24 protein-coding genes, 1 pseudogene and 1 riboswitch are annotated in these 20,347 nt (G+C 62.2%); of the genes and pseudogenes, 14 read left to right on the forward strand and 11 right to left on the reverse strand.

The window, feature by feature from the left end; translation table 11 throughout:
• The first annotated feature begins 242 nt into the window (after positions 1–242).
• The 5 genes from M5G17_RS11945 to M5G17_RS11965 all read left to right on the forward strand — a co-directional run bounded on the left by M5G17_RS11945 (position 243) and on the right by M5G17_RS11965 (position 4,070).
• Positions 243–821 carry an NAD(P)H-dependent oxidoreductase gene (locus M5G17_RS11945; RefSeq protein WP_273893121.1) on the forward strand — a complete coding sequence of 193 codons (579 nt, stop codon included), beginning with the start codon at positions 243–245 and terminating at the stop codon, positions 819–821.
• Between the two features lie 11 nt (positions 822–832).
• A complete protein-coding gene (locus M5G17_RS11950; RefSeq protein ID WP_273893122.1) occupies positions 833–1,201 on the forward strand; it encodes a MerR family transcriptional regulator in 369 nt (122 codons plus the stop codon).
• Positions 1,202–1,221: 20 nt separating this feature from the next.
• The gene (locus M5G17_RS11955) at positions 1,222–2,184 is read left to right on the forward strand and encodes a 2-hydroxyacid dehydrogenase (protein ID WP_273893123.1); all 963 of its coding nucleotides are present in this window, start codon (positions 1,222–1,224) and stop codon (positions 2,182–2,184) included.
• 51 nt (positions 2,185–2,235) lie between these two features.
• Positions 2,236–3,234 (forward strand): class I SAM-dependent methyltransferase, encoded by a 999-nt coding sequence (locus M5G17_RS11960; RefSeq protein ID WP_273893124.1) that lies wholly within the window; start codon positions 2,236–2,238, stop codon positions 3,232–3,234.
• Positions 3,235–3,273: 39 nt separating this feature from the next.
• Positions 3,274–3,395, forward strand: a riboswitch (yybP-ykoY riboswitch).
• A gap of 87 nt (positions 3,396–3,482) precedes the next feature.
• Positions 3,483–4,070 (forward strand): TMEM165/GDT1 family protein, encoded by a 588-nt coding sequence (locus M5G17_RS11965; protein WP_273893125.1) that lies wholly within the window; start codon positions 3,483–3,485, stop codon positions 4,068–4,070.
• Between the two features lie 64 nt (positions 4,071–4,134).
• Here the strand turns inward: M5G17_RS11965 and M5G17_RS11970 are convergent, their stop codons facing one another.
• On the reverse strand, positions 4,135–4,950 hold the full coding sequence (locus M5G17_RS11970; protein WP_273893126.1) for a M48 family metallopeptidase: 816 nt from the start codon (positions 4,948–4,950) through the stop codon (positions 4,135–4,137).
• 1,238 nt (positions 4,951–6,188) lie between these two features.
• On the opposite strand from M5G17_RS11970, the pseudogene M5G17_RS27650 reads away from it, so the two are divergent.
• Positions 6,189–6,392, forward strand: a pseudogene (locus M5G17_RS27650) (HAMP domain-containing protein); the annotation flags it as partial.
• Between the two features lie 111 nt (positions 6,393–6,503).
• Entirely contained in the window at positions 6,504–7,247 is a 744-nt protein-coding gene (locus M5G17_RS27655; RefSeq protein WP_420793612.1) for a methyl-accepting chemotaxis protein, read from the forward strand.
• Between the two features lie 13 nt (positions 7,248–7,260).
• Here the strand turns inward: M5G17_RS27655 and M5G17_RS11980 are convergent, their stop codons facing one another.
• The 3 genes from M5G17_RS11980 to M5G17_RS11990 are packed head-to-tail and all read right to left on the reverse strand — an operon-like array spanning position 7,261 to position 8,339.
• Positions 7,261–7,884, reverse strand: a complete 624-nt coding sequence (locus M5G17_RS11980) for an SOS response-associated peptidase (protein ID WP_273893129.1) — start codon at positions 7,882–7,884, stop codon at positions 7,261–7,263.
• A 12-nt stretch (positions 7,885–7,896) separates the two neighbouring features.
• Positions 7,897–8,157, reverse strand: a complete 261-nt coding sequence (locus M5G17_RS11985) for a putative signal transducing protein (protein ID WP_273893130.1) — start codon at positions 8,155–8,157, stop codon at positions 7,897–7,899.
• Positions 8,157–8,339, reverse strand: coding sequence for a CPXCG motif-containing cysteine-rich protein (locus M5G17_RS11990; RefSeq protein ID WP_130263110.1), 183 nt, complete (start codon positions 8,337–8,339; stop codon positions 8,157–8,159). Before M5G17_RS11990 ends, M5G17_RS11985 begins: the two co-directional genes overlap by 1 nt.
• Positions 8,340–8,460: 121 nt before the next feature.
• Here M5G17_RS11990 and M5G17_RS11995 point away from each other — a divergent pair, with 121 nt between their 5' ends.
• A complete protein-coding gene (locus M5G17_RS11995) occupies positions 8,461–9,627 on the forward strand; it encodes a 1-acyl-sn-glycerol-3-phosphate acyltransferase (RefSeq protein WP_273893131.1) in 1,167 nt (388 codons plus the stop codon).
• A 79-nt stretch (positions 9,628–9,706) separates the two neighbouring features.
• On the opposite strand, the gene M5G17_RS12000 is transcribed toward M5G17_RS11995, so the two are convergent.
• Positions 9,707–9,967, reverse strand: a complete 261-nt coding sequence (locus M5G17_RS12000; protein WP_273893132.1) for a hypothetical protein — start codon at positions 9,965–9,967, stop codon at positions 9,707–9,709.
• A gap of 170 nt (positions 9,968–10,137) precedes the next feature.
• On the opposite strand from M5G17_RS12000, the gene M5G17_RS12005 reads away from it, so the two are divergent.
• Positions 10,138–10,344: a hypothetical protein gene (locus M5G17_RS12005; protein ID WP_273893134.1), complete on the forward strand. Its 207-nt coding sequence runs from the start codon at positions 10,138–10,140 to the stop codon at positions 10,342–10,344.
• A 62-nt stretch (positions 10,345–10,406) separates the two neighbouring features.
• Here the strand turns inward: M5G17_RS12005 and M5G17_RS12010 are convergent, their stop codons facing one another.
• Positions 10,407–10,991 (reverse strand): YajG family lipoprotein, encoded by a 585-nt coding sequence (locus M5G17_RS12010; RefSeq protein WP_130263108.1) that lies wholly within the window; start codon positions 10,989–10,991, stop codon positions 10,407–10,409.
• Positions 10,992–11,167: 176 nt separating this feature from the next.
• On the opposite strand from M5G17_RS12010, the gene M5G17_RS12015 reads away from it, so the two are divergent.
• Both M5G17_RS12015 and mqo read left to right on the forward strand, forming a co-directional pair.
• Positions 11,168–11,401 (forward strand): hypothetical protein, encoded by a 234-nt coding sequence (locus tag M5G17_RS12015; RefSeq protein ID WP_273893135.1) that lies wholly within the window; start codon positions 11,168–11,170, stop codon positions 11,399–11,401.
• A 605-nt stretch (positions 11,402–12,006) separates the two neighbouring features.
• Positions 12,007–13,512, forward strand: coding sequence for a malate dehydrogenase (quinone) (gene mqo / locus M5G17_RS12020; protein WP_273893136.1), 1,506 nt, complete (start codon positions 12,007–12,009; stop codon positions 13,510–13,512).
• Positions 13,513–13,563: 51 nt separating this feature from the next.
• On the opposite strand, the gene M5G17_RS12025 is transcribed toward mqo, so the two are convergent.
• From M5G17_RS12025 to M5G17_RS12035, 3 genes are all read right to left on the reverse strand, one after another.
• Positions 13,564–13,854, reverse strand: coding sequence for a PA4642 family protein (locus tag M5G17_RS12025; RefSeq protein WP_273893137.1), 291 nt, complete (start codon positions 13,852–13,854; stop codon positions 13,564–13,566).
• Between the two features lie 70 nt (positions 13,855–13,924).
• Complete coding sequence (locus M5G17_RS12030) at positions 13,925–14,392, reverse strand: hypothetical protein (protein WP_273893138.1); 468 nt, start codon at positions 14,390–14,392, stop codon at positions 13,925–13,927.
• Positions 14,393–14,501: 109 nt separating this feature from the next.
• Positions 14,502–15,059 (reverse strand): hypoxanthine-guanine phosphoribosyltransferase, encoded by a 558-nt coding sequence (locus M5G17_RS12035; protein ID WP_273893139.1) that lies wholly within the window; start codon positions 15,057–15,059, stop codon positions 14,502–14,504.
• 164 nt (positions 15,060–15,223) lie between these two features.
• Here M5G17_RS12035 and upp point away from each other — a divergent pair, with 164 nt between their 5' ends.
• Complete coding sequence (gene upp, locus M5G17_RS12040) at positions 15,224–15,862, forward strand: uracil phosphoribosyltransferase (protein WP_130263101.1); 639 nt, start codon at positions 15,224–15,226, stop codon at positions 15,860–15,862.
• A 2-nt stretch (positions 15,863–15,864) separates the two neighbouring features.
• Positions 15,865–17,139 (forward strand): uracil-xanthine permease family protein, encoded by a 1,275-nt coding sequence (locus M5G17_RS12045; protein WP_273893140.1) that lies wholly within the window; start codon positions 15,865–15,867, stop codon positions 17,137–17,139.
• Between the two features lie 47 nt (positions 17,140–17,186).
• On the opposite strand, the gene hemH is transcribed toward M5G17_RS12045, so the two are convergent.
• Positions 17,187–18,200 (reverse strand): ferrochelatase, encoded by a 1,014-nt coding sequence (hemH, locus tag M5G17_RS12050; RefSeq protein ID WP_273893141.1) that lies wholly within the window; start codon positions 18,198–18,200, stop codon positions 17,187–17,189.
• A gap of 13 nt (positions 18,201–18,213) precedes the next feature.
• Positions 18,214–19,119, reverse strand: a complete 906-nt coding sequence (locus M5G17_RS12055; protein ID WP_273893142.1) for a TIGR01777 family oxidoreductase — start codon at positions 19,117–19,119, stop codon at positions 18,214–18,216.
• Between the two features lie 186 nt (positions 19,120–19,305).
• On the opposite strand from M5G17_RS12055, the gene M5G17_RS12060 reads away from it, so the two are divergent.
• The gene (locus tag M5G17_RS12060) at positions 19,306–20,292 is read left to right on the forward strand and encodes an NAD(P)/FAD-dependent oxidoreductase (RefSeq protein ID WP_273893143.1); all 987 of its coding nucleotides are present in this window, start codon (positions 19,306–19,308) and stop codon (positions 20,290–20,292) included.
• Positions 20,293–20,347 lie beyond the last annotated feature (55 nt).

Below are 20,347 nucleotides of genomic sequence, written 5' to 3' on the forward strand. Positions count from 1 at the left end.
AAACGGGGGCAACACACTACGCCCTCGCAGACCTTTGAAACAATACCTGTGGGAGCTGGCTTGCCAGCGATCGAGCGCGAAGCGCTCGCAACGCCGACACCACCTTTTGTGTTGCCAATACTGGCCCCATCGCTGGCAAGCCAGCTCCCACAGGTGCTTCCGGCAGCCCAAAAAAAGCGCCTTGACTCTCCTCCTAGGGGCAAGCATTAGCCTGCGCACATTTGACCATGGACCTGCCTTCAATGAGCACGCGAATCCTGGTGGTGCTCGGCCACCCCTCCAGCAGCAGCTTCTGCGCTGCATTAAGCAACAGCTACATCGCCAGCGCCCGCGAGCAGGGGCACGACGTCTGCCTGCTGGAACTGGGCACGCTGGCTTTCGACCCGATCCTGCGCGACGGCTACCAACAGGTCCAAGCCCTGGAGCCAGACCTGCTGCACGCCCAGCAGTTGATCCATTGGGCCGAGCACCTGGTACTGGTTTTTCCGGTCTGGTGGGGCGGCATTCCGGCATTGCTCAAGGGCTTTCTCGACCGCATCCTGCTGCCCGGCTTCGCCTTCCAGTACCGCACAGGTTCGCCCTTTCCCGCGCAGTTGCTCAAGGGCCGCAGCGCCGACCTGCTGGTGAGCATGGACACGCCGCCCTGGTACTACCGCTGGGTCTATCGCATGCCGGCCCTGCAGCAGATACGCCGCACAACCCTGGGCTTCTGTGGAATCAAGGCGAAAAAGACGTTAACGTTTGGCCCCATCATCAGCTCGACCCAGCAGCAACGCGATGCCTGGCTGCAACAGGCGCGCATGCTCGCTCGGCGGTATTAACAGGACGTTCGATGTACATCGGCAAAGCCGCGCAGTTGTCCGGGGCAACCATCAAGAGCATTCGCCACTACGAGCGCATCGGCCTGTTGCCGGCGCCCAGGCGCCAGGGCAGCTATCGCCTGTATGACCAGCAGAGCATCGCCCTGCTGAGCCTGATCAAGTGCGCGCAAAAGCTCGGCTTCAGCCTCAAGGAGATGCAAACCCTGGTCGCTGAGGAGCAGGCCGGATTGCCGATAGAAAAGGTCCGCCAGGCCATTGCTGGCAAGAAAGCCCAGGTGCAGGCGCAGATCCAGGCACTGCAACTGCAACATCAAGGCCTGCTCGAACTGGAGATCAGCCTCGAGCACAGCCAGTACGACTGCTTTGCCTACAACGCTTGAGCCCTCACTGGAGCCGCCCCATGCCCACACCCCGTCGCGCCGTGTTTCTCGACCATAGTTCCCTGGACCTGGGTGACCTGGCGCTGGGCCGCCTCAAGGCCTGTTTCGATGAGCTGCAACTCTACCCGACGACCGCCCCCGGGCAGGTCGCCGAGCGCCTGCAGGGCGCAACCGTGGCGATCAGCAACAAGGTCATGATCGACGCCGCCACCTTGGCAGCCTGCCCCTCGCTGAAGCTGATTCTGGTGGCCGCCACCGGCACCAACAATGTCGACCTGCAGGCGGCCCGCGCCCAGGGCGTGCTGGTCAGCAACTGCCAGGGCTACGGCACCCCGTCAGTGGCGCAGCACACCCTGACCCTGCTGCTGGCACTGGCTACGCGCCTGAGCGATTACCAAAAGGCCGTCGCCGAGGGGCAATGGGCCAACGCCAAGCAGTTCTGCCTGTTGGACTTCCCCATCGTTGAGCTGGAGGGCAAGACCCTCGGCCTGCTCGGACACGGTGAATTGGGCGGCGCGGTTGCGCGCCTGGCTGAAGCCTTCGGCATGCGCGTGCTGCTCGGCCAGTTGCCCGGCCGGCCGCCTCGCGAAGACCGCCTGGCCCTGGACGAATTACTGCCGCAGGTCGACGCCCTGACCCTACACTGCCCGCTCAACGAACACACCCGCAACCTGCTGGGTGCCCGTGAACTGGCCCTGCTCAAGCCTGGCGCGTTCGTGGTCAACACCGCCCGCGGCGGGCTGATCGACGAGCAGGCACTGGCTGATGCCCTGCGCGCCGGTCATCTGGGAGGCGCCGCCACCGATGTGTTGAGTGTCGAACCACCGGTCAACGGCAACCCGCTGCTGGCGGCGGACATTCCGCGGCTGATCGTCACCCCGCACAGCGCCTGGGGCGCGGTCGAGTCGCGGCAGCGCATCGTCGAGCAGTTGAGCGAGAACGCCGAAGCGTTTTTCGCCGGCAGCCCGCGCCGCCAGGTCTAAGCCTGGCCCGGCTCTGGTAAACTGCGCCCCTTTTTTCAGGAGTCGCCGTCCATGGACCCGCGCAGTGAAGTGTTGCTTCGTCAGGCTGATCTTTTCCAGGGCTCGCTGTTGCTGGCCGGCTTGCCTGCCGACGACCTGCTCGGCAAGCTTGCGGCAGCCCATGGCTGGAGCTGGCACGCGGGCGACCAGGCGGCGCTCCAGGCACGTTTTGCCGGACGCAGCCACTACGGGGTAGAGGCACCGACCCAGGCCTTTGAGGGCGCCGTGCTGTTCTTGCCCAAGTCCCGTGACCTTACCAACTACCTGCTCAACGCGCTGGCCTCACGCCTGGCGGGCCGCGAGCTGTATCTGGTCGGCGAGAAGCGCGGCGGGATTGAAGGCGCCGCCAAACAGCTGCATGCCTTCGGCAAACCGCGCAAGCTCGACAGCGCCCGCCACTGCCAGCTGTGGCAAGTCACGGTAGAGCACACGCCTGAGGCCAAGCCACTGGAAAGCCTGGCCGAGCATTTCGAACTGCAACTGGCTGACGGCCCACTGCAGATCGTCAGCCTGCCGGGTGTATTCAGCCATGGCCGCCTGGACCGTGGCAGCGCGCTGCTGCTGGAAAACCTCGACCAGTTGCCGGTTGGCCATGTGCTTGATTTTGGTTGCGGTGCTGGTGTGCTCGGGGCTGCTATCAAGCGGCGTTATCCGCAAAGCCGCATCACCCTGCTCGATGTCGATGCCTTCGCCGTGGCCAGCAGCCGTCTGACCCTGGCGGCCAATGGCCTTGAGGGTGAAGTGATCAGCGGCGACGGTATCGATGCCGCGCCGCGCGAGCTGGATGTGATCCTGAGCAACCCGCCGTTTCATATCGGGGTGCACACCAACTACCAGGCGTCGGAAAATCTGCTGAGAAAATCAGCTGATCATCTGAAAAAAGGTGGCGAAATGCGCCTGGTGGCCAACAGCTTCCTGCGCTATCAGCCGCTGATCGAAGAGGCGCTGGGCAATTGCCGGATCCGCGACGAAGGGCAAGGCTTTCGCATCTACCAGGCAACACGCGGTTAAAAAAGAGCGCTTGCCGAAACGGATTTGCCTAGGCAGAATCCGCTCCGTCCTAGGGGAGTAGTCTCCCGCGAGCACCCAGCTCGCCCGGTACGCGTCAACATACTTGGTCCACAGACCATGGCGCGTGCGACCCACGGTCCGCACAGACGGACCCAGGGTTTGACAAGACCTATGACACGCACACCTTACCCGGGGCGGGAAGGTTGTACGTGTCATAGCCGTGTCGACCCGCCCCCGTAGGAATCCTGATGCTGGAATCATTGCTCGTCCCCACCGCGATCGTGGCCCTCGCCGAAATTGGCGACAAGACCCAACTGCTCGCGCTGATCCTTGCCGCCCGCTTTCGCAAACCCTGGCCGATCATTGCCGGCATCATCGCCGCGACCCTGGCCAACCATGCGGCTGCAGGCGCTGTCGGGGCCTGGGTCAGCACCTTCTTCAGCGCCGTCACCCTGCACTGGATTCTCGCCGCAAGCTTTGCCGCCACGGCGCTGTGGACGCTGATTCCGGACAAGATGGATGACGACGACGCCAGCACCGCGCGGCGCTTCGGCCCGTTCCTGACCACCCTGATTGCGTTCTTCATCGCCGAAATCGGCGACAAGACCCAGGTCGCCACGGTGATGCTGGCGGCGCAGTACCCACACCTGATCATGGTGATTATCGGCACCACCCTGGGCATGTTGATTGCCAACGTGCCGGTGGTGCTGGCGGGCAACTTCGCCGCCGAGAAACTGCCGTTGACCCTGATTCGCCGCCTGGCATCGGCGGCGTTCTTCGTCCTGGCTGCGGTGGCGGTGTACTCGGCGATGCAGGTCAGCGGCTGGATCGGCTAATGCAATCGCGGGGCAAGTCCGCTCCCACTGAGGCCTCTGTGGGAGCGGGCTTGCCCCGCGATTCTTACTTGCGAGCCTGCTCGTACAACGGCATCACCTTGGGAATCGCCGCCTGCAACGAAGCCTGGCGGCTGGCCGACGCCGGGTGAGTACTCATGAACTCCGGCTGCGAGCCGCCCGAGGCCTGGGCCATCTTGTCCCACAGGCTGATCGCGGCATTCGGGTTGTAGCCGGCGCGTGCCGCCAGTTCCAGGCCGATCAGGTCGGCTTCGTTTTCATTGGCGCGGCTGTTGGGCAGGGTCAGGCTGTACTGCACCACGGTGTCGGCAATGGCCAGGCTGTCCTGGCCCAGGCCCAGCAAGGCCCCGGCGCCCTGGCGAGCCATCTGCACGCCATAAGCCTTGGACATCGCTTCACGACCATGCTCGCGCAGGGCATGGGCGATTTCATGGCCCATCACCGCGGCGAGTTCGTCGTCAGTCAGCTTGAGCTGCTCGATCAGGCCGCTGTAGACGAAGATCTTGCCACCCGGCCCGCAGTTGGCATTGAGCTCGTCGCTCTTGATCAGGTTCACTTCCCAGTTCCACTGCGCCGAATCCGGGCGGAACTGCGGCGCCTGGGCGATCAGGCGGTTGGCAATGGCTTGCACACGCTTGGCGTTGGCGCTGGTCTTGTCGAGTACACCCTTGCTCGAAGCCTCGCCCAAGGTTTGCTGGTACGACTGGGCGTACATCTGGTTGACCTCATCGGTCGACAGCATGCTGAACATATATTGCTTACGCTCGACACCCACGGCGCCGCCGCTGGTGGTGTTCACCGCCTGGCAACCAGCGAGCAGGACGCTGGCGCTCAATGCACCGATTACAAATGACTTACGCATGAAAACACTCCCTTCGAACATGCCGCGTATCCTAGGCCGACTCGCTTGAGCCCGCCATATCCCTGACGAAGATTTCTCCAGACGGTGCTCATGCTTTCGCAGCAGCAGGCCGATAAGGCAAGGCAGACGCCTTTCCTTGCGCTTGGAGCCCCCTCATGAAGTTCCGGTCGATCCAGTTTTCCGTCGCAGCCCTTGCTGGCGCCATTGTCCTGAGCATTGTTGCCGCCCTGGTGCTCTACGCCGTGTACGCCGGCGAACGTACCCAGGAGCTGGTGCAGACCCGCACCCAGCAACAGTTCGAGGCTGTGATCGAGCAGCGCCTGAGCGCCCTGGCGCAGACCCAGGTCAGCGAGATCCAGCGCGGCCTGGAAGCACCGTTACTGATTGCCCGGGGCCTTGCCACCAACAACGCCATGCTCGGCATGCAGGACGCCAGCGGCAATGCCCTGCTCAAGATCGAACGGCAACAACTGATCGCCCTGCTCAAGCAGACCGCACTGACCAACCCGCTGATCCTCGGCGCTTACCTGGGCTGGGAAAGCAATGCCCTGGACCACGATGATGCGCGCTTCGTCGGTACCTCGGTCACCGGTATCGACAGCGCCACCGGGCGCTTTCTGCCCTGGTGGTTCCGCAACGAAGACGGCAGCCTGGGCCTGGACAAGCTGGCCGACGTCAATGACCAGACCCTTCTCGCCACTGGCGTGCGCGCCAGTGAGTACTACCTGTGCCCGCGGGAGTCGAAGAAAGCCTGCGTGATCGACCCGGCACCCTACAAGGTGGGCAACAAGGTGGTAATGCTCGCCTCGTTCGTCGAACCGATCATGATCGATGGCACGTTCCAGGGCATTGCCGGCGCCGACCTCTCGGTCAACTTCATCCAGGACATGCTCATCAACGCCGACCGCCAGCTGTATAACGGTGCCGGCGAACTGGCGCTGGTGTCCGGCAATGGCCGCCTGGTGGCCTTCACCAAAGACCCGGGCAAGTTCGGCGAGAAAGCCAGCGACGTCCTCGACGCCAATGCCGCCGGCACCCTGGCGCAACTCAAAGGTGAGAACCTGCATTACGAAGTCGATCAGGCCGCTGGCCGCATCGAACTGTACCTGCCATTCAAGATCGCCAATACCGATGCCCGCTGGACCCTGCTGCTGGAACTGCCGATCAGCGCGGTGATGGCGGATGTGGAAAAACTGCAGAACGACCTCGGCGCCCAGCGCCGCGCCGACATCACCGGCATGACTCTGGTCGGCCTGGGCATCGCCGCCCTGGGCCTGCTGGTGATCTGGTTGCTGGCCAAAGGTATCGCCCGGCCTCTGCGGCAGATGGTGGCAATGCTCGATGATATCGCCCAGGGCGAAGGCGACCTGACCCGGCGCCTGAGCAGCGACCGCGCCGACGAGCTGGGATCGATCGCCAAGGGCTTCAACACCTTCCTGAGCAAGCTGCAGGCCATGATCAGCCAGGTGGTGGCCTCGGTACAGAAGGTCAGCGACTCATCGGAGCACACCGCCGACATCGCCATCCGCACCAACCAGGGCGTGCACAAGCAGATGGCCGAAATCGACCTGGTGGCCACCGCCGTGCACGAAATGACCGCCACCGCCCAGGACGTCGCACGCAACGCCACCCATGCCGCCCAGGCTGCCAGCAACGCCGACCAGGCCGCACACAAGGGCCTGGCCATCGTGCGCGATACATCCCATTCGATCAGCGCCCTGGCCGAGGAGATCGGCCGTGCCGTTGGTGTGGTACAGAACCTGGCCCGCGACAGCGAGAACATCAACGCCATTCTGATTGCCATTCGCGCGATTGCCGAGCAGACCAACCTGCTGGCGCTCAACGCCGCCATCGAGGCGGCCCGTGCCGGTGAACAGGGCCGTGGTTTCGCCGTGGTTGCCGACGAGGTGCGCAACCTTGCGCAGAAAACCCAGCAAGCCACCGAAGAAATCCAGCAGATGATCCAGCAACTGCAGCAGGGTACTCGCGACGTGGTGCGGGTGATGGAAGACAGCCAGGGCAAGACCGACGACAGCGTGCAGCAAGCAGCGCGCGCCGCCGAGGCGCTGGAGAGCATCACCCAGGCGGTATCGGTGATCAATGACATGAACACGCAGATTGCCAGCGCCGCCGAAGAGCAGAGCGCGGTGGCCGAGGACATCAACCGTAATGTGATCAACATCGGCCAGGTGGCCAACGAAGTGGCGGGCGGCGCGGACGAGTCGAGTACCGCCAGTGCCGAGCTGACCAAGCTGGCCGAGCAGCAGCGGCGGCTGATCAATCAGTTCAGGGTGTAAGGCCTATCGCGGGTCAAGCCGGGGTCAAGCACTCCGGCCCATTGAGCTTCGGATCATTGACCATATTCGCCAGCACCCGCTCACGCAGCGGTGCCTGGCTGCTCGCCAGCAGCTCGTACAAGCGCGCCGGCGGGGTCTCGGGGTCAAGCCACGCCGCCTGCCCGGCAGCATCGAGAATCAGCGGCCTGCGCTGGTTCATCGCCGCCTGGGTCACCACGGCGGTGCTCAACCAGACCTGATCCTGCACCGGATACGCTTCCCAGATCGCTGCAAAGAACAGCGAAGAACCCTCCCCCGGCGTCAGCCAGTACGGCCGCTTGCGCTGGGTACCGCGCCATTCGTAAAAACCGTTGGCCGGCAACAGGCAGCGGCGCAGGCGAAAGGCTTCGCGAAACATCGGCTGTTCGGCCAGGGTCTCGGCCCGAGCATGGGCCGGGGTGCGTGAAAGGTCAGTGAGCCAGGCCGGGGTCAGCCCCCAGCGCGCCCGTGCCAGCTCCATCTGGCCATCGTCGAGGCGGCGCTGGATCAGCACCGAAGCGCCGGGGGAGATATTCCATTGCGCCTGCTGGTCACTGGGAAATCCCGGCAGGGCAGCAAAGGCGGGAGACCAGCGAAACAGCGCATAACGTCCACACATGAGGGCAAAAACCTAGCAAATCAGGGTTCCGGGAATGTTCTCCGGTTCGTCGCCGGCAAGGGGCTGGGCGCTATTGTACGCGGCGATCAGCTGGCGTGCGCGGCCGGCCTGCTCATCAGCCACCGCCAGGCCCAGCAGGCCGTGCATCGGCAAGTCGCCCATGGCGCCCATGAGGTCGCGGCCGACCAGGTGCACGGTGATGCCTTCACTGGCCAGCATGCCGATGAGCATTTCAGCTTCCAGCAGGCTTTCAGGCTCGTAGATTCGCTGCATCAGTCATTCTCACCATAGATGTCCAGCATCCATTCCTCGCCATGCACCTGCAGCACGAACCTGATCGGCTTGCAGCAAACCTGGCAGTCCTCGATGTACTCCTGATCACCACCGGACAGGTCCACCGTCGTCTCGACTTCTTCACCACAATAAGGACAATCGTAGATCGCTGTCTCCAGCATCGCGGCCTCCTGAGTGACTTGTGCGTATAATTGTCGGTCTATTTACAGGTCCTGAGTGTGTCTGAGCCGTTTTTCAGACCCCGGCCCTACCTATTACCCTAGACGTTTCCAACAAGAGAGCATGATGGGCGAATTCGATGCCATCCGACCGTACGACGACGCTGAAGTCCCTGCCGTTCTGGCACGGCTGCTCAGCGACCCGGCATTCCTCGATATCCTCACCCACTATCGCTTCCCGCGCATGGCCGGGGCTTTTGGCTGGCTGCTCAAGCCACTGATCGCCCGGCGCCTGCGCAAAGAGTTTGCCGGTGTCAGCTGCGTCTCGACCCTGCAGGACAAGGTCGAGTACTACGTCGACCATACCATCGAGCGGGCGACCGACGGCGTGACCTACACCGGTGTCGAGCAGCTCAAGGCCGGTACCGCCTATCTGTTCCTGGCCAACCACCGCGATATCGTCATGGACCCGGCGTTCGTCAACTATGCCGTGTACCACGCCGGCCTGCCGACGCCGCGCATCGCCATCGGTGACAACCTGCTGCAAAAGCCGTTCGTCAGCGACATGATGCGCCTGAACAAGAGCTTCATCGTGCACCGCTCGATCACCGGCCGCCGGGAAAAGCTCGCCGCTTACCAACTGTTGTCGGCTTACATCAACCATTCGATCCGCAACGACGGCCAATCGATCTGGATTGCCCAGGCCGAAGGCCGGGCCAAGGATGGTGATGACCGTACCGATTCGGCGATCCTGAAGATGTTCCACATGAGCCGCAAGGACGAACCGTTCGGCGCGGTCATCCAGTCGCTGAACCTGAGCCCGGTGTCGATCAGCTACGAATATGACCCGTGCGACCAGGCCAAGGCCCGCGAGCTGTACATCCGCGCCACCACCGGCAGCTACAGCAAAGCGCCGGGCGAAGACGACGTCAGCATCGCCCAGGGCATCACCGGCTATAAGGGCCGTGTGCACATCAACTTCGCGCCACCGGTGAGCGCGTTCGTCGAAGACGCCAAGCAGTTGGCAGCGGAAATCGACCGCCAGATTCTCGCCGGTTACCGGTTGTTCCCAGTGCATTACCTGGCGTACGCGCAGTGGGCCGATGCCGACCCGGCGCTGGATGTACCGGCAGCGGCCAAGGTCTTCCCAGCAGATGAACTGGCCCGCGCCCAGGCTGAATGGCAGCGCCGCCTGGATGCGTGCCCGGCCGAGCAGCAGCCGTACCTGGTGCAGCAGTATGCGACGCCGGTACGCAATCAGTACCGGGTCAAGGCCGGGGTGGCGTTGTAAATTTATCGCGGGGCAAGCCCGCTCCCACAGATCCTGTGGGAGCGGCGATGCGGCGACCCGACTTGCCCCGCGATCGGCTTCACACCCAGGTGCTGAACCAGGACAGCAACAGGGCCAGCGCCAAAAAGGCAAAACCGAGAATGTAGTAGAAGCGGTTGATGCGCAGGCTCATGCCCTCGACGACCGCCTCATCGGCGGCCATACCCGCCAGGGTTTGCGCCGCACGACGGCGGGCGCTGTGCAGCAGCAGACCGCCCGGGCAGGTCAGCAGCAGGGCCAGCAGGTTGATCAGCTTGGCCGGATGGGCGGCGAATAGCCCCCAGATCACTTGCAACGACATCACAAAACCTCAAAAAGAAGTACATCGATACATTCAACTCGGCCGGCATTCTACCCAAGCGTCGTGCCCCTGCCTGTGCTTTGCGACAAACGACGATTAATTCCCACCGTCATACGCTCGTCATCAAGACACGCCACTCTATCGGCCGTTATCACGCACCGGAGCTTGTCATGCTGCACGCCGAAAACCAGGACCGCCTCTATCTGATTGCCCAGAGCGACGAGCAGCAGGCGCTGATCGATGGCCTGGCGTTCAACGTCCAGGACCGCCAATGGCTGGTGTACTGCGCCCTGGGCGGGCACGCCCATGACGACCTGCCCGAGGTCGACGGCCCCACCGGCATCAGTATTCTGGATTTCTACGTAGAAGCTGCCTGAGCCCCACAAATGCAAAAGCCCGATGCCTGCCCTGCAGACATCGGGCTTTTTACTGAGCGGGTTTACTCGCCGAGGATCTGGCCGACAGCCTGATCCTTGAACAGGCGGGTCAGTGCGTCGCTGAGCACGTCGCTCACCAGCTTGGTGTTGGTTTCCTGGTTGGGCGCCATGCCGAAGCGCTGGTCAAGCGAGGCGCCATAGCGGCCGCTGTAACGACGGTTGGCATTGGCCACGTCAGCCTTGAAGGTCGCACCAATGGTGGCTTCGGTGACGTACATGCCCTCTTTGGGTGACTGGTACTTGAGTTCGGTCAGGGTCACGGTCAGCTGTGGCGCGTTGTAGGCGTTCGGTGTCGGGGTGAAACCCAGCAGACGCACGGCGGCTTCAGCCTGGGCCTGCAGTTTTGGCAGGATGTCGTTACCGGTGACGGTGATGGCGCTGGTTTCCGGGTACAGGCCGCCACGAGTGCCCAGGGTTTGCGAAGCACGGCCATCGACCACCTTGACCACCACTGGCTGGCCATGACCGACCGGCGCCAGTTGGGCGGTGAGTTTCGGTTGCGGGCTGAGTTGTTGCGGGCTGTGGGCACAACCGGCCAGGGTCAGACTGGTCACCGCGATCAAACCGAACAACAAACGTTGCAACATGCTCATCTCTCCAGAATAGGCAGCAAAGAGCGCCAGTATAACCAGCACGGGGCAGCCCAGCTATCGGCCTGCCATTATCGAATAAGACAGGCGACCCCGGCCCCAGTTCGCTGTCATGAACCTTTCATCACGGCCTGGTTATCCTTGCACCAGTTTCTTCCTACGGGATACCTGCCATGCCCTCGCTTCTGACCCTGCTGTTCAAACGCAACCCGCAACGCTGCTTCGCCCGCCTCGACTCCCTGGGCCATTGCCAGGCTTTCAAACAGTGCGCACAGGCCCCCGCGACCAGCGGCTGGGTGGAAATCAACGAAATTCGTCTGGCCTGGCTCAACCGGCCGCTGCCCGCCAGCGCCCGTGTTTCAAAGCGTGTCAGTGGAAACTGGCTGCAACGTAGCCTCGCCGCCTGAGTTTTGCCTCAATAAAAGTCGCTAATTTAGAGCTTTTCTGCCCGCGACATCGCTATAATCTCCCCCCGATTATAAGGACGTCTCCTGATCGGGCCTCGCAGTACCGCCAATGCACAACATTGCGCATCCCCCGCACCGCCCACAGAGAGCCTTCCACACAGGTCTTGCACCAGCCAGTGTGCCTGCGTCATTCGGCCCCCTGCCCTGCCTGAACCTGCCGGATTTGCCATCGCGCAGTCCATTTTGAGGTTCACGACTCCAAAAGAGCGTGAAAAAACAGGTTTTCACAACTTCACAAGAGTGTGGCGAGCAATGAACAGTCTGGCATGTGCAAAAGCACCTAAAGTGTCCCGAACAGCCCTGAACAGCTGGCAACAGCGCTCATCTCAAATGGGTGCCTGAAGCCGGTCCATAACGCACGACGGATACCTTGACCATAAGTCGAATTGCCGCACCGGCTGTAAAATGCGTTCATAGGCAACGCAAAGCCCGGTTGGTGGTGTCCGCTGAAGTTGCAAAAACTGCGAAGAATCGGACATGGCGATCCTGGCAAGCCAGGGATCCTATGCTGTCAATTTGGTGCTGAAGATTTTGGAGACGCGTTAATGGCGCAGAACGAAGCAGTCGATGTAGTACTGGTAGGGGCAGGCATCATGAGTGCCACCCTGGCCGTACTGCTCAAGGAACTCGACCCGACAATCAAGCTGGAAGTCGTCGAGTTGATGGATTCGGGTGCCGCGGAAAGTTCCAACCCGTGGAACAACGCCGGGACCGGCCATGCCGGGCTGTGTGAACTGAACTACACGCCACAGGCCGCCGACGGCAGCATCGACATCAAGAAAGCGGTGCACATCAATACCCAGTTCGAGGTGTCCCGGCAGTTCTGGGCCTACCTGAGCAAGAAAGGCGCGTTCAGCTCGCCACGGGCGTTCATCAACCCCGTGCCGCACCTGAGCTACGTCGAAGGTGAAAAGGGCATCAGCTTCCTCAAGAAGCGTTTTGAAATGCTCAAGCAGCACCACGCCTTCAGCGAGATGGAATACACCGAAGACAAGGCGGTGATGAACGAGTGGATGCCGCTGATGATGCCGGGGCGCCCTGCCGACCAGCAAATTGCCGCCACCCGCGTCATGAAAGGCACCGACGTCAACTTCGGCGCGCTGACCAACAAGCTGCTCAAGCACCTGGCCAACGCCCCCGAGGCCCATGTCAAGTACTGCAAGAAGGTCACCGGCCTGCGCCGTAACGGCAGCGGCTGGACCGTCAGCATCAAAGACGTCAACAGCGGCAGCAACCGCGAAGTAGACGCCCGTTTCGTATTCCTCGGCGCGGGTGGCGCGGCCCTGCCGCTGCTGCAATTGTCGGGTATCGAAGAGAGCAAGGGCTTCGGCGGCTTCCCGGTCAGCGGCCAGTGGCTGCGTTGCGACAACCCCGAAGTGGTCAAGCATCACCAGGCCAAGGTCTACAGCCAGGCCGCGGTAGGTTCGCCACCGATGTCGGTGCCGCACCTGGACACGCGGGTTGTCGACGGCAAGACTTCGCTGCTGTTCGGCCCCTATGCCGGCTTCACCACCAAGTTCCTCAAGCACGGCTCGTTCCTCGACCTGCCGCTGTCGGTACGCATGGGCAACATCGGCCCGATGCTGGCCGTGGCCCGCGACAACATGGACCTGACCAAGTACCTGGTCAGCGAAGTGATGCAGTCGATGGAACAGCGCCTGGACTCGCTGCGTCGCTTCTACCCCGAGGCCAAAGCCGAGGACTGGCGTCTGGAAGTGGCAGGCCAGCGTGTGCAGATCATCAAGAAAGACCCGAAAAAAGGCGGCATCCTGCAGTTCGGTACCGAACTGGTCGCGGCCAAGGACGGCTCCCTGGCCGCCCTGCTCGGTGCCTCGCCAGGTGCATCGGTGACCGTGTCGATCATGCTGGAACTGATCGAGCGCTGCTTCCCCGAGCAGGCCAAGGGCGCCTGGGCTGCCAAGCTCAAGGAAATTTTCCCGGCCCGGGAAAAGGTCCTGGCCAGCGACGCGGCCCTGTACCACAAGATCAGTGCGTACAACGACGAGGCCCTGGGCCTGGTCGAAAGCAGCCCGGCACAGAGCTACGCGTAACCTGCCGGCATAAAAAAACGCCCTTCGGGGCGTTTTTTTATGGGCGCAGGTTTAGCCGCGCGCCTTGTCGATGATCTCGATGTACTCGGCACTGTTGCGCTGGTCCGCGATGGCTTCGACAAAAGTCTTGCCGTGCTCGTCCTTGCCGTCCAGGTCATGACCTGCTTCGACGAAGAAACCGACATAACGCTCGAAGTCATCGATGCGCAGGCCACGGTAGCCCTTGATCAGCTTGTGATGCGACGGCGAAGTGAGGTTATCGGCCGGCTCGTATTGCAGGAACGACTTGATGTAGTCGTCGCTGATCTCATCACCAATCACTTGCTTCTTGTCTTTACGCATTGCCGACTCCAACTGAACCATCACGGACATTTTCACGGGCCGGCAGTTTACTCCCGGGCAGCACCGGCACTCAACGCGCGCGTACGCTGCCGGTGTGCAGATCAGCCCAGATGTGACCATTGGGGTAACTGAGGAACTGCACATAGACAGTATCGTTGCGCAGCAGGTCGAGCATCACCCGGTATTGAGCCAGCGGGTAGTTCAGCGTCAGGGTCTTGCTCTTGTCGTCGAACACCGGCTTCTTCAGGCTTTTACTTTCGGCATCGAAGCTGATCAGCACCTGATTGATGGTCGCCCCCTTGCTCAACGGCTTGCCTTTGAGGCGCAGGATCAACGGCGAAGTGACAGGAATAGGTTGCTGGTTGGACTGGCGCTGATTGCCGATCACCACCGAGTAACTGGTAACTTGCAATAGCTGCTGGGAATCAGCAGCCTCCTTGCGCACCCCGAGATCATCGGGCGGCAGGAACTGACCGTGCAGGGGCGCCGCGGCAAGCGGCATGCTCAGCAACAACAACAGGGGGAGGATCGCACGCATGTCAGGCTCCTTGGGGGCAGCCTGGCACTCTAGCATGGGATGGCATCTTCGCGGGGCAAGCCCGCTCCTACCTGGTAGGAGCGGCGATGCAGCGACCCGATTGACGCCGTCAGAGACCTTTGACGGCGTAGATACCGTTAGCATTGCGCCAGTAGCCCTTGTAGTCCATGCCATAACCGAACACATAACGGTCGATACAGCTCAGGCCACAGAAATCAGCCTTGAGGTCGGCGCTGGCCTTGCGGTCATGGTCCTTGTCGATCAGTACTGCAGTATGCACGGCACGGGCGCCAGCGTGCTTGCAGAAATCGATAATTGCGCTGAGGGTATGACCCTCATCAAGGATGTCGTCGATAATCAACACATCGCGATCAATGAACGACACTTCCGGCTTGGCCTTCCAGAACAGGTCGCCGCCGCTGGTCTGGTTGCGGTAGCGGGTAGCGTGCAGGTAGGAGGATTCCAGCGGAAACTGCAGGTGGGTGAGCAGTTTGCCAGCGAAGATCAGGCCACCGTTCATTACGCAGAACACTACCGGGTTGCTGTCGGCCAGTACCTCAGTGATTTGCGCGCCCACACGGGCAATGGCGGCCTCGACTTCAGCTTCAGTGTGCAGGCAGTCAGCCTCGCGCATGACTTGACGGATGTGCTCGAGATCGGCGGACATGGCGCTCTCCAAAGGGCGGCAATTGAGAAAAGCGGGCAAAGGTACGCACCCAATCGCATCAGATCAAGTATTTCTGGACTAACGTCCAGTAAGTCTGAGGACATGCATGGCTGAATAGATTAATCTAGCGCGGTTTTTTTGCCCGCCCCCCGGAGCTTTTCCCTATGCCTACCCGTGAGATCCGCCATCCGCTGATCCGCCACAAGCTCGGCCTGATGCGCCGCGCTGACATCAGCACGAAGAATTTTCGCGAACTCGCTCAGGAAGTCGGCACGCTCCTGACCTACGAAGCCACCAAAGACCTGCCCCTGGAAAGCTATGAAATCGATGGCTGGTGCGGCAAGGTCCAGGTCGAGAAAATCGCCGGCAAGAAGATTACTGTAGTACCAATCCTGCGGGCCGGCATCGGCATGCTCGACGGCGTGCTCAGCCTGATTCCGGGCGCCAAGGTCAGCGCCGTGGGCGTAGCCCGTAACGAGGAAACCCTCGAAGCGCACACCTACCTGGAAAAACTGGCACCGGAAATCAACGAACGCCTGGCCCTGATCATCGACCCGATGCTGGCCACCGGCGCCTCGATGGTTGCCACCATCGACCTGCTGAAAAAAGCGGGCTGCAAGGACATCCGCGCCATGGTCCTGGTTGCCGCTCCCGAAGGCATCGCGGTGGTGGAAAAAGCCCACCCGGACGTGCAGATCTACACCGCCTCGATCGACGAGCGCCTGAACGAGCACGGCTACATCATCCCTGGCCTGGGCGATGCCGGTGACAAGATCTTCGGTACCAAGCAGAAGGACGCCTGAACATGCAGGATGAGTTCAACGACCCGCTCTGGCGCCAGGTCGTTTCCGGCGCGCAAATGCTCTTCGTCGCCTTCGGCGCGCTGGTACTGATGCCGCTGATCACCGGTCTGGACCCTAACGTCGCGCTGTTCACGGCGGGTCTGGGAACTCTGCTGTTTCAGTTGGTTACCGGCCGTCAGGTGCCAGTGTTCCTGGCCTCGAGCTTCGCCTTCATTACCCCGATCATTCTCGCCAAGGGCCAGTTCGGCCTGGCCGAGACCATGGGCGGGATCATGGCCGCCGGCTTCGTCTACACCTTCCTGGGCCTTGCCGTGAAGATCAAGGGCACCGGTTTCATCGACCGTCTGCTGCCGCCGGTCGTGATTGGCCCGGTGATCATCTCCATCGGCCTGGCCATGGCCCCGATTGCCGCCAATATGGCCATGGGCAAGGCTGCCGATGGCGCTGAGCTACTGCCATACAGCACCGCCATGATGATCTCGATGCCAGCACTGCTGACCACTCTGATTGTCGCCGTGTTCGGCAAGGGCATCTTCCGCCTGGTACCAATCATCGCCGGCGTACTGGTGGGCTTTGGCCTGTCGTTCTACTTCGGTGTGGTCGACACCGCCAAGATCGCCGCCGCGCCATGGCTGGCCCTGCCGCACTTCACTGCACCCGCCTTCAACTGGCAGGCGATCCTGTTCATCGTACCGGTAGCCCTGGCGCCGGCGATCGAACACATCGGTGGGGTAATTGCGGTGGGCAGCGTGACTGGCCGTGACTACCTGAAAAAGCCTGGCCTGCACCGCACCCTGCTCGGTGACGGTATCGCCACGACCACTGCGGGCCTGTTCGGCGGGCCGCCCAATACCACCTACGCCGAAGTAACCGGCGCAGTGATGCTGACCAAGAACTACAACCCGAAGATCATGACCTGGGCGGCAGTCTTTGCCATCACCCTGGCCTTCATCGGCAAGTTCGGTGCGCTGCTGCAGAGTATTCCGGTACCGGTGATGGGCGGCATCCTCTGCCTGCTGTTCGGCTCGATTGCAGCGGTGGGCATGAACACCATGATCCGCCACAAGATCGACCTGAGCGAGGCACGCAATCTGGTGATCGTTTCAGTAACCCTGGTGTTCGGTATCGGCGGCGTGCTGATCGGCACTGGCACCGGTCCGGATGACTGGGGCCTGAAGGGCATCGCCCTGTGCGCTGTGGTCGCCATTGCCCTGAACCTGCTGCTGCCAGGCAATGATGGCTGGAAGAACAAAGCACTGGACGATCAGTTGCCTTGATCTGAAATCCATCGTGGGGCAAGTCGACTTGCCCCGCGATGAGGCCCTCAAGCCTTTTCGCACATCCCCTTCAACGCCTGCACCCACTGCGGGTGATCATTCAGGCACGGCACCAGCACCAGCTCTTCGCCACCCGCCTCGACAAACTGCTCACGCCCACGATCGCCGATCTCCTCCAGGGTTTCGATGCAATCGGCGACGAACGCCGGGCACATCACCAGCAGTTTTTTCACCCCGGACTTGCCCAACTCGTCCAGACGCGTCTCGGTGTAAGGCTCGATCCACTTCGCCCGCCCCAGGCGTGACTGGAACGACACCGACCACTTGCCGTCGGGGATACCCATCTTCTTCGCAAACGCCTGAGCGGTGCGCAAGCACTGGCCGCGGTAACAGACCGCAAGCATTTCAGGTGAGGCATCGCGACAGCAATCGGCGTCCTGAAAACGGTGATTGCCCGTCGGGTCGAGTTTTTTCAGGTGCCGCTCGGGCAGGCCATGGAAGCTCAGCAGCAGGTGATCGTAATCCTGCTGCAGATAGGGCTGGGCACTGGCCACCAAGGCCTCGATGTATTCAGGCTTGTCATAGAACGGCTGCAGTATCGCCATTTCAAGCGCCAGCTTCTGCTCGGCAATCACCTGTTTGGCTTGCTCCACCACCGTGGTGACGGTGCTGTCGGCAAACTGCGGATACAGCGGCGCAAGGGTGACTTTCTTTACCCCCTGGGCTGCCAGGCGCGCCAGCACGGTGGGCAGCGAAGGCTCGCCGTAGCGCATGGCGATCTCGACCGGGCCGTGGCTCCATTGGTCGCCCATGGCCGCCTGCAAGCGGCGGGTCAGCACCACCAAGGGTGACCCCTCGTCCCACCAGATCGAGGCATAGGCATGGGCCGATTGCTCAGGACGCTTGACCAGGATCAGCGATACCAGCAGGCGCCGCACCGGCCATGGCAGGTCGATGACGTAGGGGTCCATGAGAAACTGATTGAGGTAGCGGCGCACGTCGGCGACGGAGGTGGAGGCCGGTGAACCCAGGTTGACCAGCAGCAAAGCGTGATCGGTCATGCAACGTCCTATTTCAGAGGCGGCTGGACAGTTCATCCAGGGCCGATTGCAGATCATTGAAGCGGAAGGTGAAACCGGCAGCCAGCAAACGTACCGGCCGCGCCCGTTGCCCACCGAGCAACAGGGTCGACAGCTCGCCCAGACCGGCCTTGAGCACCAGCGCCGGCAGCGGCATGAACGCCGGGCGGTGCAAGGCCCGGCCCAGGCGCCTGGCAAATTCGCGGTTGCGCACCGGCTCCGGGGCGCAGGCATTATAAGGACCGCTGGCATCCTTGTGCTGCAAGAGAAAATCAATCAGGGCGATCTGGTCGTCTACATGTATCCACGGCATCCATTGCCGACCATCGCCGATAGGCCCGCCCAGCCCCAATTTGAACGGCAGGCGCAGGCGCGACAAAAAGCCGCCCTCGCTCGACAGCACCAGGCCCGTGCGCACCAGTACCACCCGCACTCCCAGAGGCTGGGCAGCCATGGCGGTTTCCTCCCAGGCGATGCACAGCTGGCTGGCAAAGTCCTCCTTGACCGGCTGCGTGGCTTCGGTGAGCTCACGTTCGCCGCCATCGCCATACCAACCTACCGCCGAACCCGAGATCAGTACCTCGGGACGCTGTTGACGCGCCTCCAGCCAGGCCAGCAGATGCTCGGTCAGGGTGATGCGGCTGGCCCACAACACCGCCCGTCGACTGGAGCTCCAGGGCCGATCGGCGATCGGTGCACCGGCAAGGTTGATGATCGCATCCAGGTTGTCATCATCGCTCAGTTCCTCCAGCCTGGCGATGCCGCGCACCCCAGCACCACACAGCCTGCCCACCTGTTCAGGGCGTCGACTCCAGACCGTCAACCGATGCCCCTGGGCCAGCCAGTGCTGACACAGGTGTTGGCCGATCAACCCAGTACCGCCGGTCAGCAATATATGCATGGCTGTGTCCTCACATGGCGCGCCAGTGGTCTATTTTTAACAACAAGGCACTTTTTTGACCGATCGCTCTCGGATAAACATAGGCCAACCTGTGGTAACGAGCGGAATCATCTTATACACGATTCATGCATTGTACAGGTTTGCCGCGCAGCCCAGTCTGCAACCACAAGGTTCGAAGAGGCCATCATGACTGTACCTATTGCCATCATCGGGGCCGGTATCGCCGGTCTGTCTGCCGCCCAGGCCTTGCAAAAAGTCGGGCAGACCGTTCATTTGTTCGACAAGGGCCACGGCAGCGGCGGCCGGATGGCCAGCAAGCGCAGCGATGCTGGCGCCCTCGATCTTGGCGCCCAGTACTTCACTGCCCGAGACCGACGCTTTGTCGATCAGCTCCAGCAATGGGTAGCGGCAGGTTGGGCTGCAGAGTGGAAGCCACAGTTGTACCACTACCAGAATGGCGTACTCAGCCCTTCCCCCGACGAACAGACACGCTGGGTTGGTGTACCGCGCATGAGTGCCATCACCCGCGGCCTGCTCAAGGACGTCACGGTGAACTTTAGTTGCCGCATCGCCGAGGTTTATCGCGGTCAGAAGTACTGGCACCTGCAAGACACCGACGGTTGCAGCCACGGCCCTTTCAGCCGGGTAGTGGTAGCCGTGCCCGCGCCCCAGGCAACGCCCCTGCTGGCGGCTGCGCCCAAGCTCGCCGCTGCGGCCGCAGGCGTTCAGATGGACCCGACCTGGGCGATTGCCCTGGCTTTCGACACCCCGCTCGACACGCCGATGCAAGGCTGCTTCGTGCAGGACAGTGCCCTCGACTGGCTGGCACGCAACCGTAGCAAGCCCGGCCGCGATGAACACATGGACACCTGGGTACTGCATGCCACCTCAAGCTGGAGCAAAGACCACATCGACTTGCCCAAGGAGGCCGTGATCGAGCAGCTGTGGGGCGACTTCGCCGAACTGGTCGGCTGCGTTGTGCCTGCTCCCAACTTCTCCCTCGCCCACCGCTGGCTGTATGCACGCCCGGCCAGCAACCACGAGTGGGGGGCCCTGGCCGACGCCGACCTGGGCTTGTATGCCTGTGGCGACTGGTGCTTGTCCGGCCGCGTCGAAGGTGCCTGGCTCAGTGGCCAGGAAGCCGCCCGCCGCTTGCTTGAACATCTGGAATGACCACTGCGCGGGGCTGTTTTTGAGCACCCCTACCACTTGCGAGTAACCTGAACGA

The organism is Pseudomonas rubra (assembly GCF_028656935.1).
Classification (GTDB): domain Bacteria; phylum Pseudomonadota; class Gammaproteobacteria; order Pseudomonadales; family Pseudomonadaceae; genus Aquipseudomonas; species Aquipseudomonas rubra.

What these genes read in the sequence shown, in the direction of transcription:
- M5G17_RS12015 (WP_273893135.1), top strand. Translation starts at nt 11,168, where the DNA reads ATGCCCTCGCTTCTGACCCTGCTGTTCAAACGCAACCCGCAACGCTGC.
- M5G17_RS11985 (WP_273893130.1), bottom strand. Translation starts at nt 8,157, where the DNA reads ATGCAGCGAATCTACGAGCCTGAAAGCCTGCTGGAAGCTGAAATGCTC.
- M5G17_RS11945 (WP_273893121.1), top strand. Translation starts at nt 243, where the DNA reads ATGAGCACGCGAATCCTGGTGGTGCTCGGCCACCCCTCCAGCAGCAGC.
- M5G17_RS11965 (WP_273893125.1), top strand. Translation starts at nt 3,483, where the DNA reads ATGCTGGAATCATTGCTCGTCCCCACCGCGATCGTGGCCCTCGCCGAA.
- M5G17_RS12000 (WP_273893132.1), bottom strand. Translation starts at nt 9,967, where the DNA reads ATGTCGTTGCAAGTGATCTGGGGGCTATTCGCCGCCCATCCGGCCAAG.
- M5G17_RS12060 (WP_273893143.1), top strand. Translation starts at nt 19,306, where the DNA reads ATGACTGTACCTATTGCCATCATCGGGGCCGGTATCGCCGGTCTGTCT.
- hemH (WP_273893141.1), bottom strand. Translation starts at nt 18,200, where the DNA reads ATGACCGATCACGCTTTGCTGCTGGTCAACCTGGGTTCACCGGCCTCC.
- M5G17_RS12005 (WP_273893134.1), top strand. Translation starts at nt 10,138, where the DNA reads ATGCTGCACGCCGAAAACCAGGACCGCCTCTATCTGATTGCCCAGAGC.
- M5G17_RS11970 (WP_273893126.1), bottom strand. Translation starts at nt 4,950, where the DNA reads ATGCGTAAGTCATTTGTAATCGGTGCATTGAGCGCCAGCGTCCTGCTC.
- mqo (WP_273893136.1), top strand. Translation starts at nt 12,007, where the DNA reads ATGGCGCAGAACGAAGCAGTCGATGTAGTACTGGTAGGGGCAGGCATC.
- M5G17_RS12055 (WP_273893142.1), bottom strand. Translation starts at nt 19,119, where the DNA reads ATGCATATATTGCTGACCGGCGGTACTGGGTTGATCGGCCAACACCTG.
- M5G17_RS11990 (WP_130263110.1), bottom strand. Translation starts at nt 8,339, where the DNA reads ATGCTGGAGACAGCGATCTACGATTGTCCTTATTGTGGTGAAGAAGTC.
- M5G17_RS11950 (WP_273893122.1), top strand. Translation starts at nt 833, where the DNA reads ATGTACATCGGCAAAGCCGCGCAGTTGTCCGGGGCAACCATCAAGAGC.
- M5G17_RS12045 (WP_273893140.1), top strand. Translation starts at nt 15,865, where the DNA reads ATGCAGGATGAGTTCAACGACCCGCTCTGGCGCCAGGTCGTTTCCGGC.
- M5G17_RS11960 (WP_273893124.1), top strand. Translation starts at nt 2,236, where the DNA reads ATGGACCCGCGCAGTGAAGTGTTGCTTCGTCAGGCTGATCTTTTCCAG.
- M5G17_RS12010 (WP_130263108.1), bottom strand. Translation starts at nt 10,991, where the DNA reads ATGTTGCAACGTTTGTTGTTCGGTTTGATCGCGGTGACCAGTCTGACC.
- M5G17_RS11980 (WP_273893129.1), bottom strand. Translation starts at nt 7,884, where the DNA reads ATGTGTGGACGTTATGCGCTGTTTCGCTGGTCTCCCGCCTTTGCTGCC.
- M5G17_RS27655 (WP_420793612.1), top strand. Translation starts at nt 6,504, where the DNA reads ATGGCCGAAATCGACCTGGTGGCCACCGCCGTGCACGAAATGACCGCC.
- M5G17_RS12025 (WP_273893137.1), bottom strand. Translation starts at nt 13,854, where the DNA reads ATGCGTAAAGACAAGAAGCAAGTGATTGGTGATGAGATCAGCGACGAC.
- M5G17_RS12035 (WP_273893139.1), bottom strand. Translation starts at nt 15,059, where the DNA reads ATGTCCGCCGATCTCGAGCACATCCGTCAAGTCATGCGCGAGGCTGAC.
- M5G17_RS12030 (WP_273893138.1), bottom strand. Translation starts at nt 14,392, where the DNA reads ATGCGTGCGATCCTCCCCCTGTTGTTGTTGCTGAGCATGCCGCTTGCC.
- M5G17_RS11995 (WP_273893131.1), top strand. Translation starts at nt 8,461, where the DNA reads ATGATGGGCGAATTCGATGCCATCCGACCGTACGACGACGCTGAAGTC.
- M5G17_RS11955 (WP_273893123.1), top strand. Translation starts at nt 1,222, where the DNA reads ATGCCCACACCCCGTCGCGCCGTGTTTCTCGACCATAGTTCCCTGGAC.
- upp (WP_130263101.1), top strand. Translation starts at nt 15,224, where the DNA reads ATGCCTACCCGTGAGATCCGCCATCCGCTGATCCGCCACAAGCTCGGC.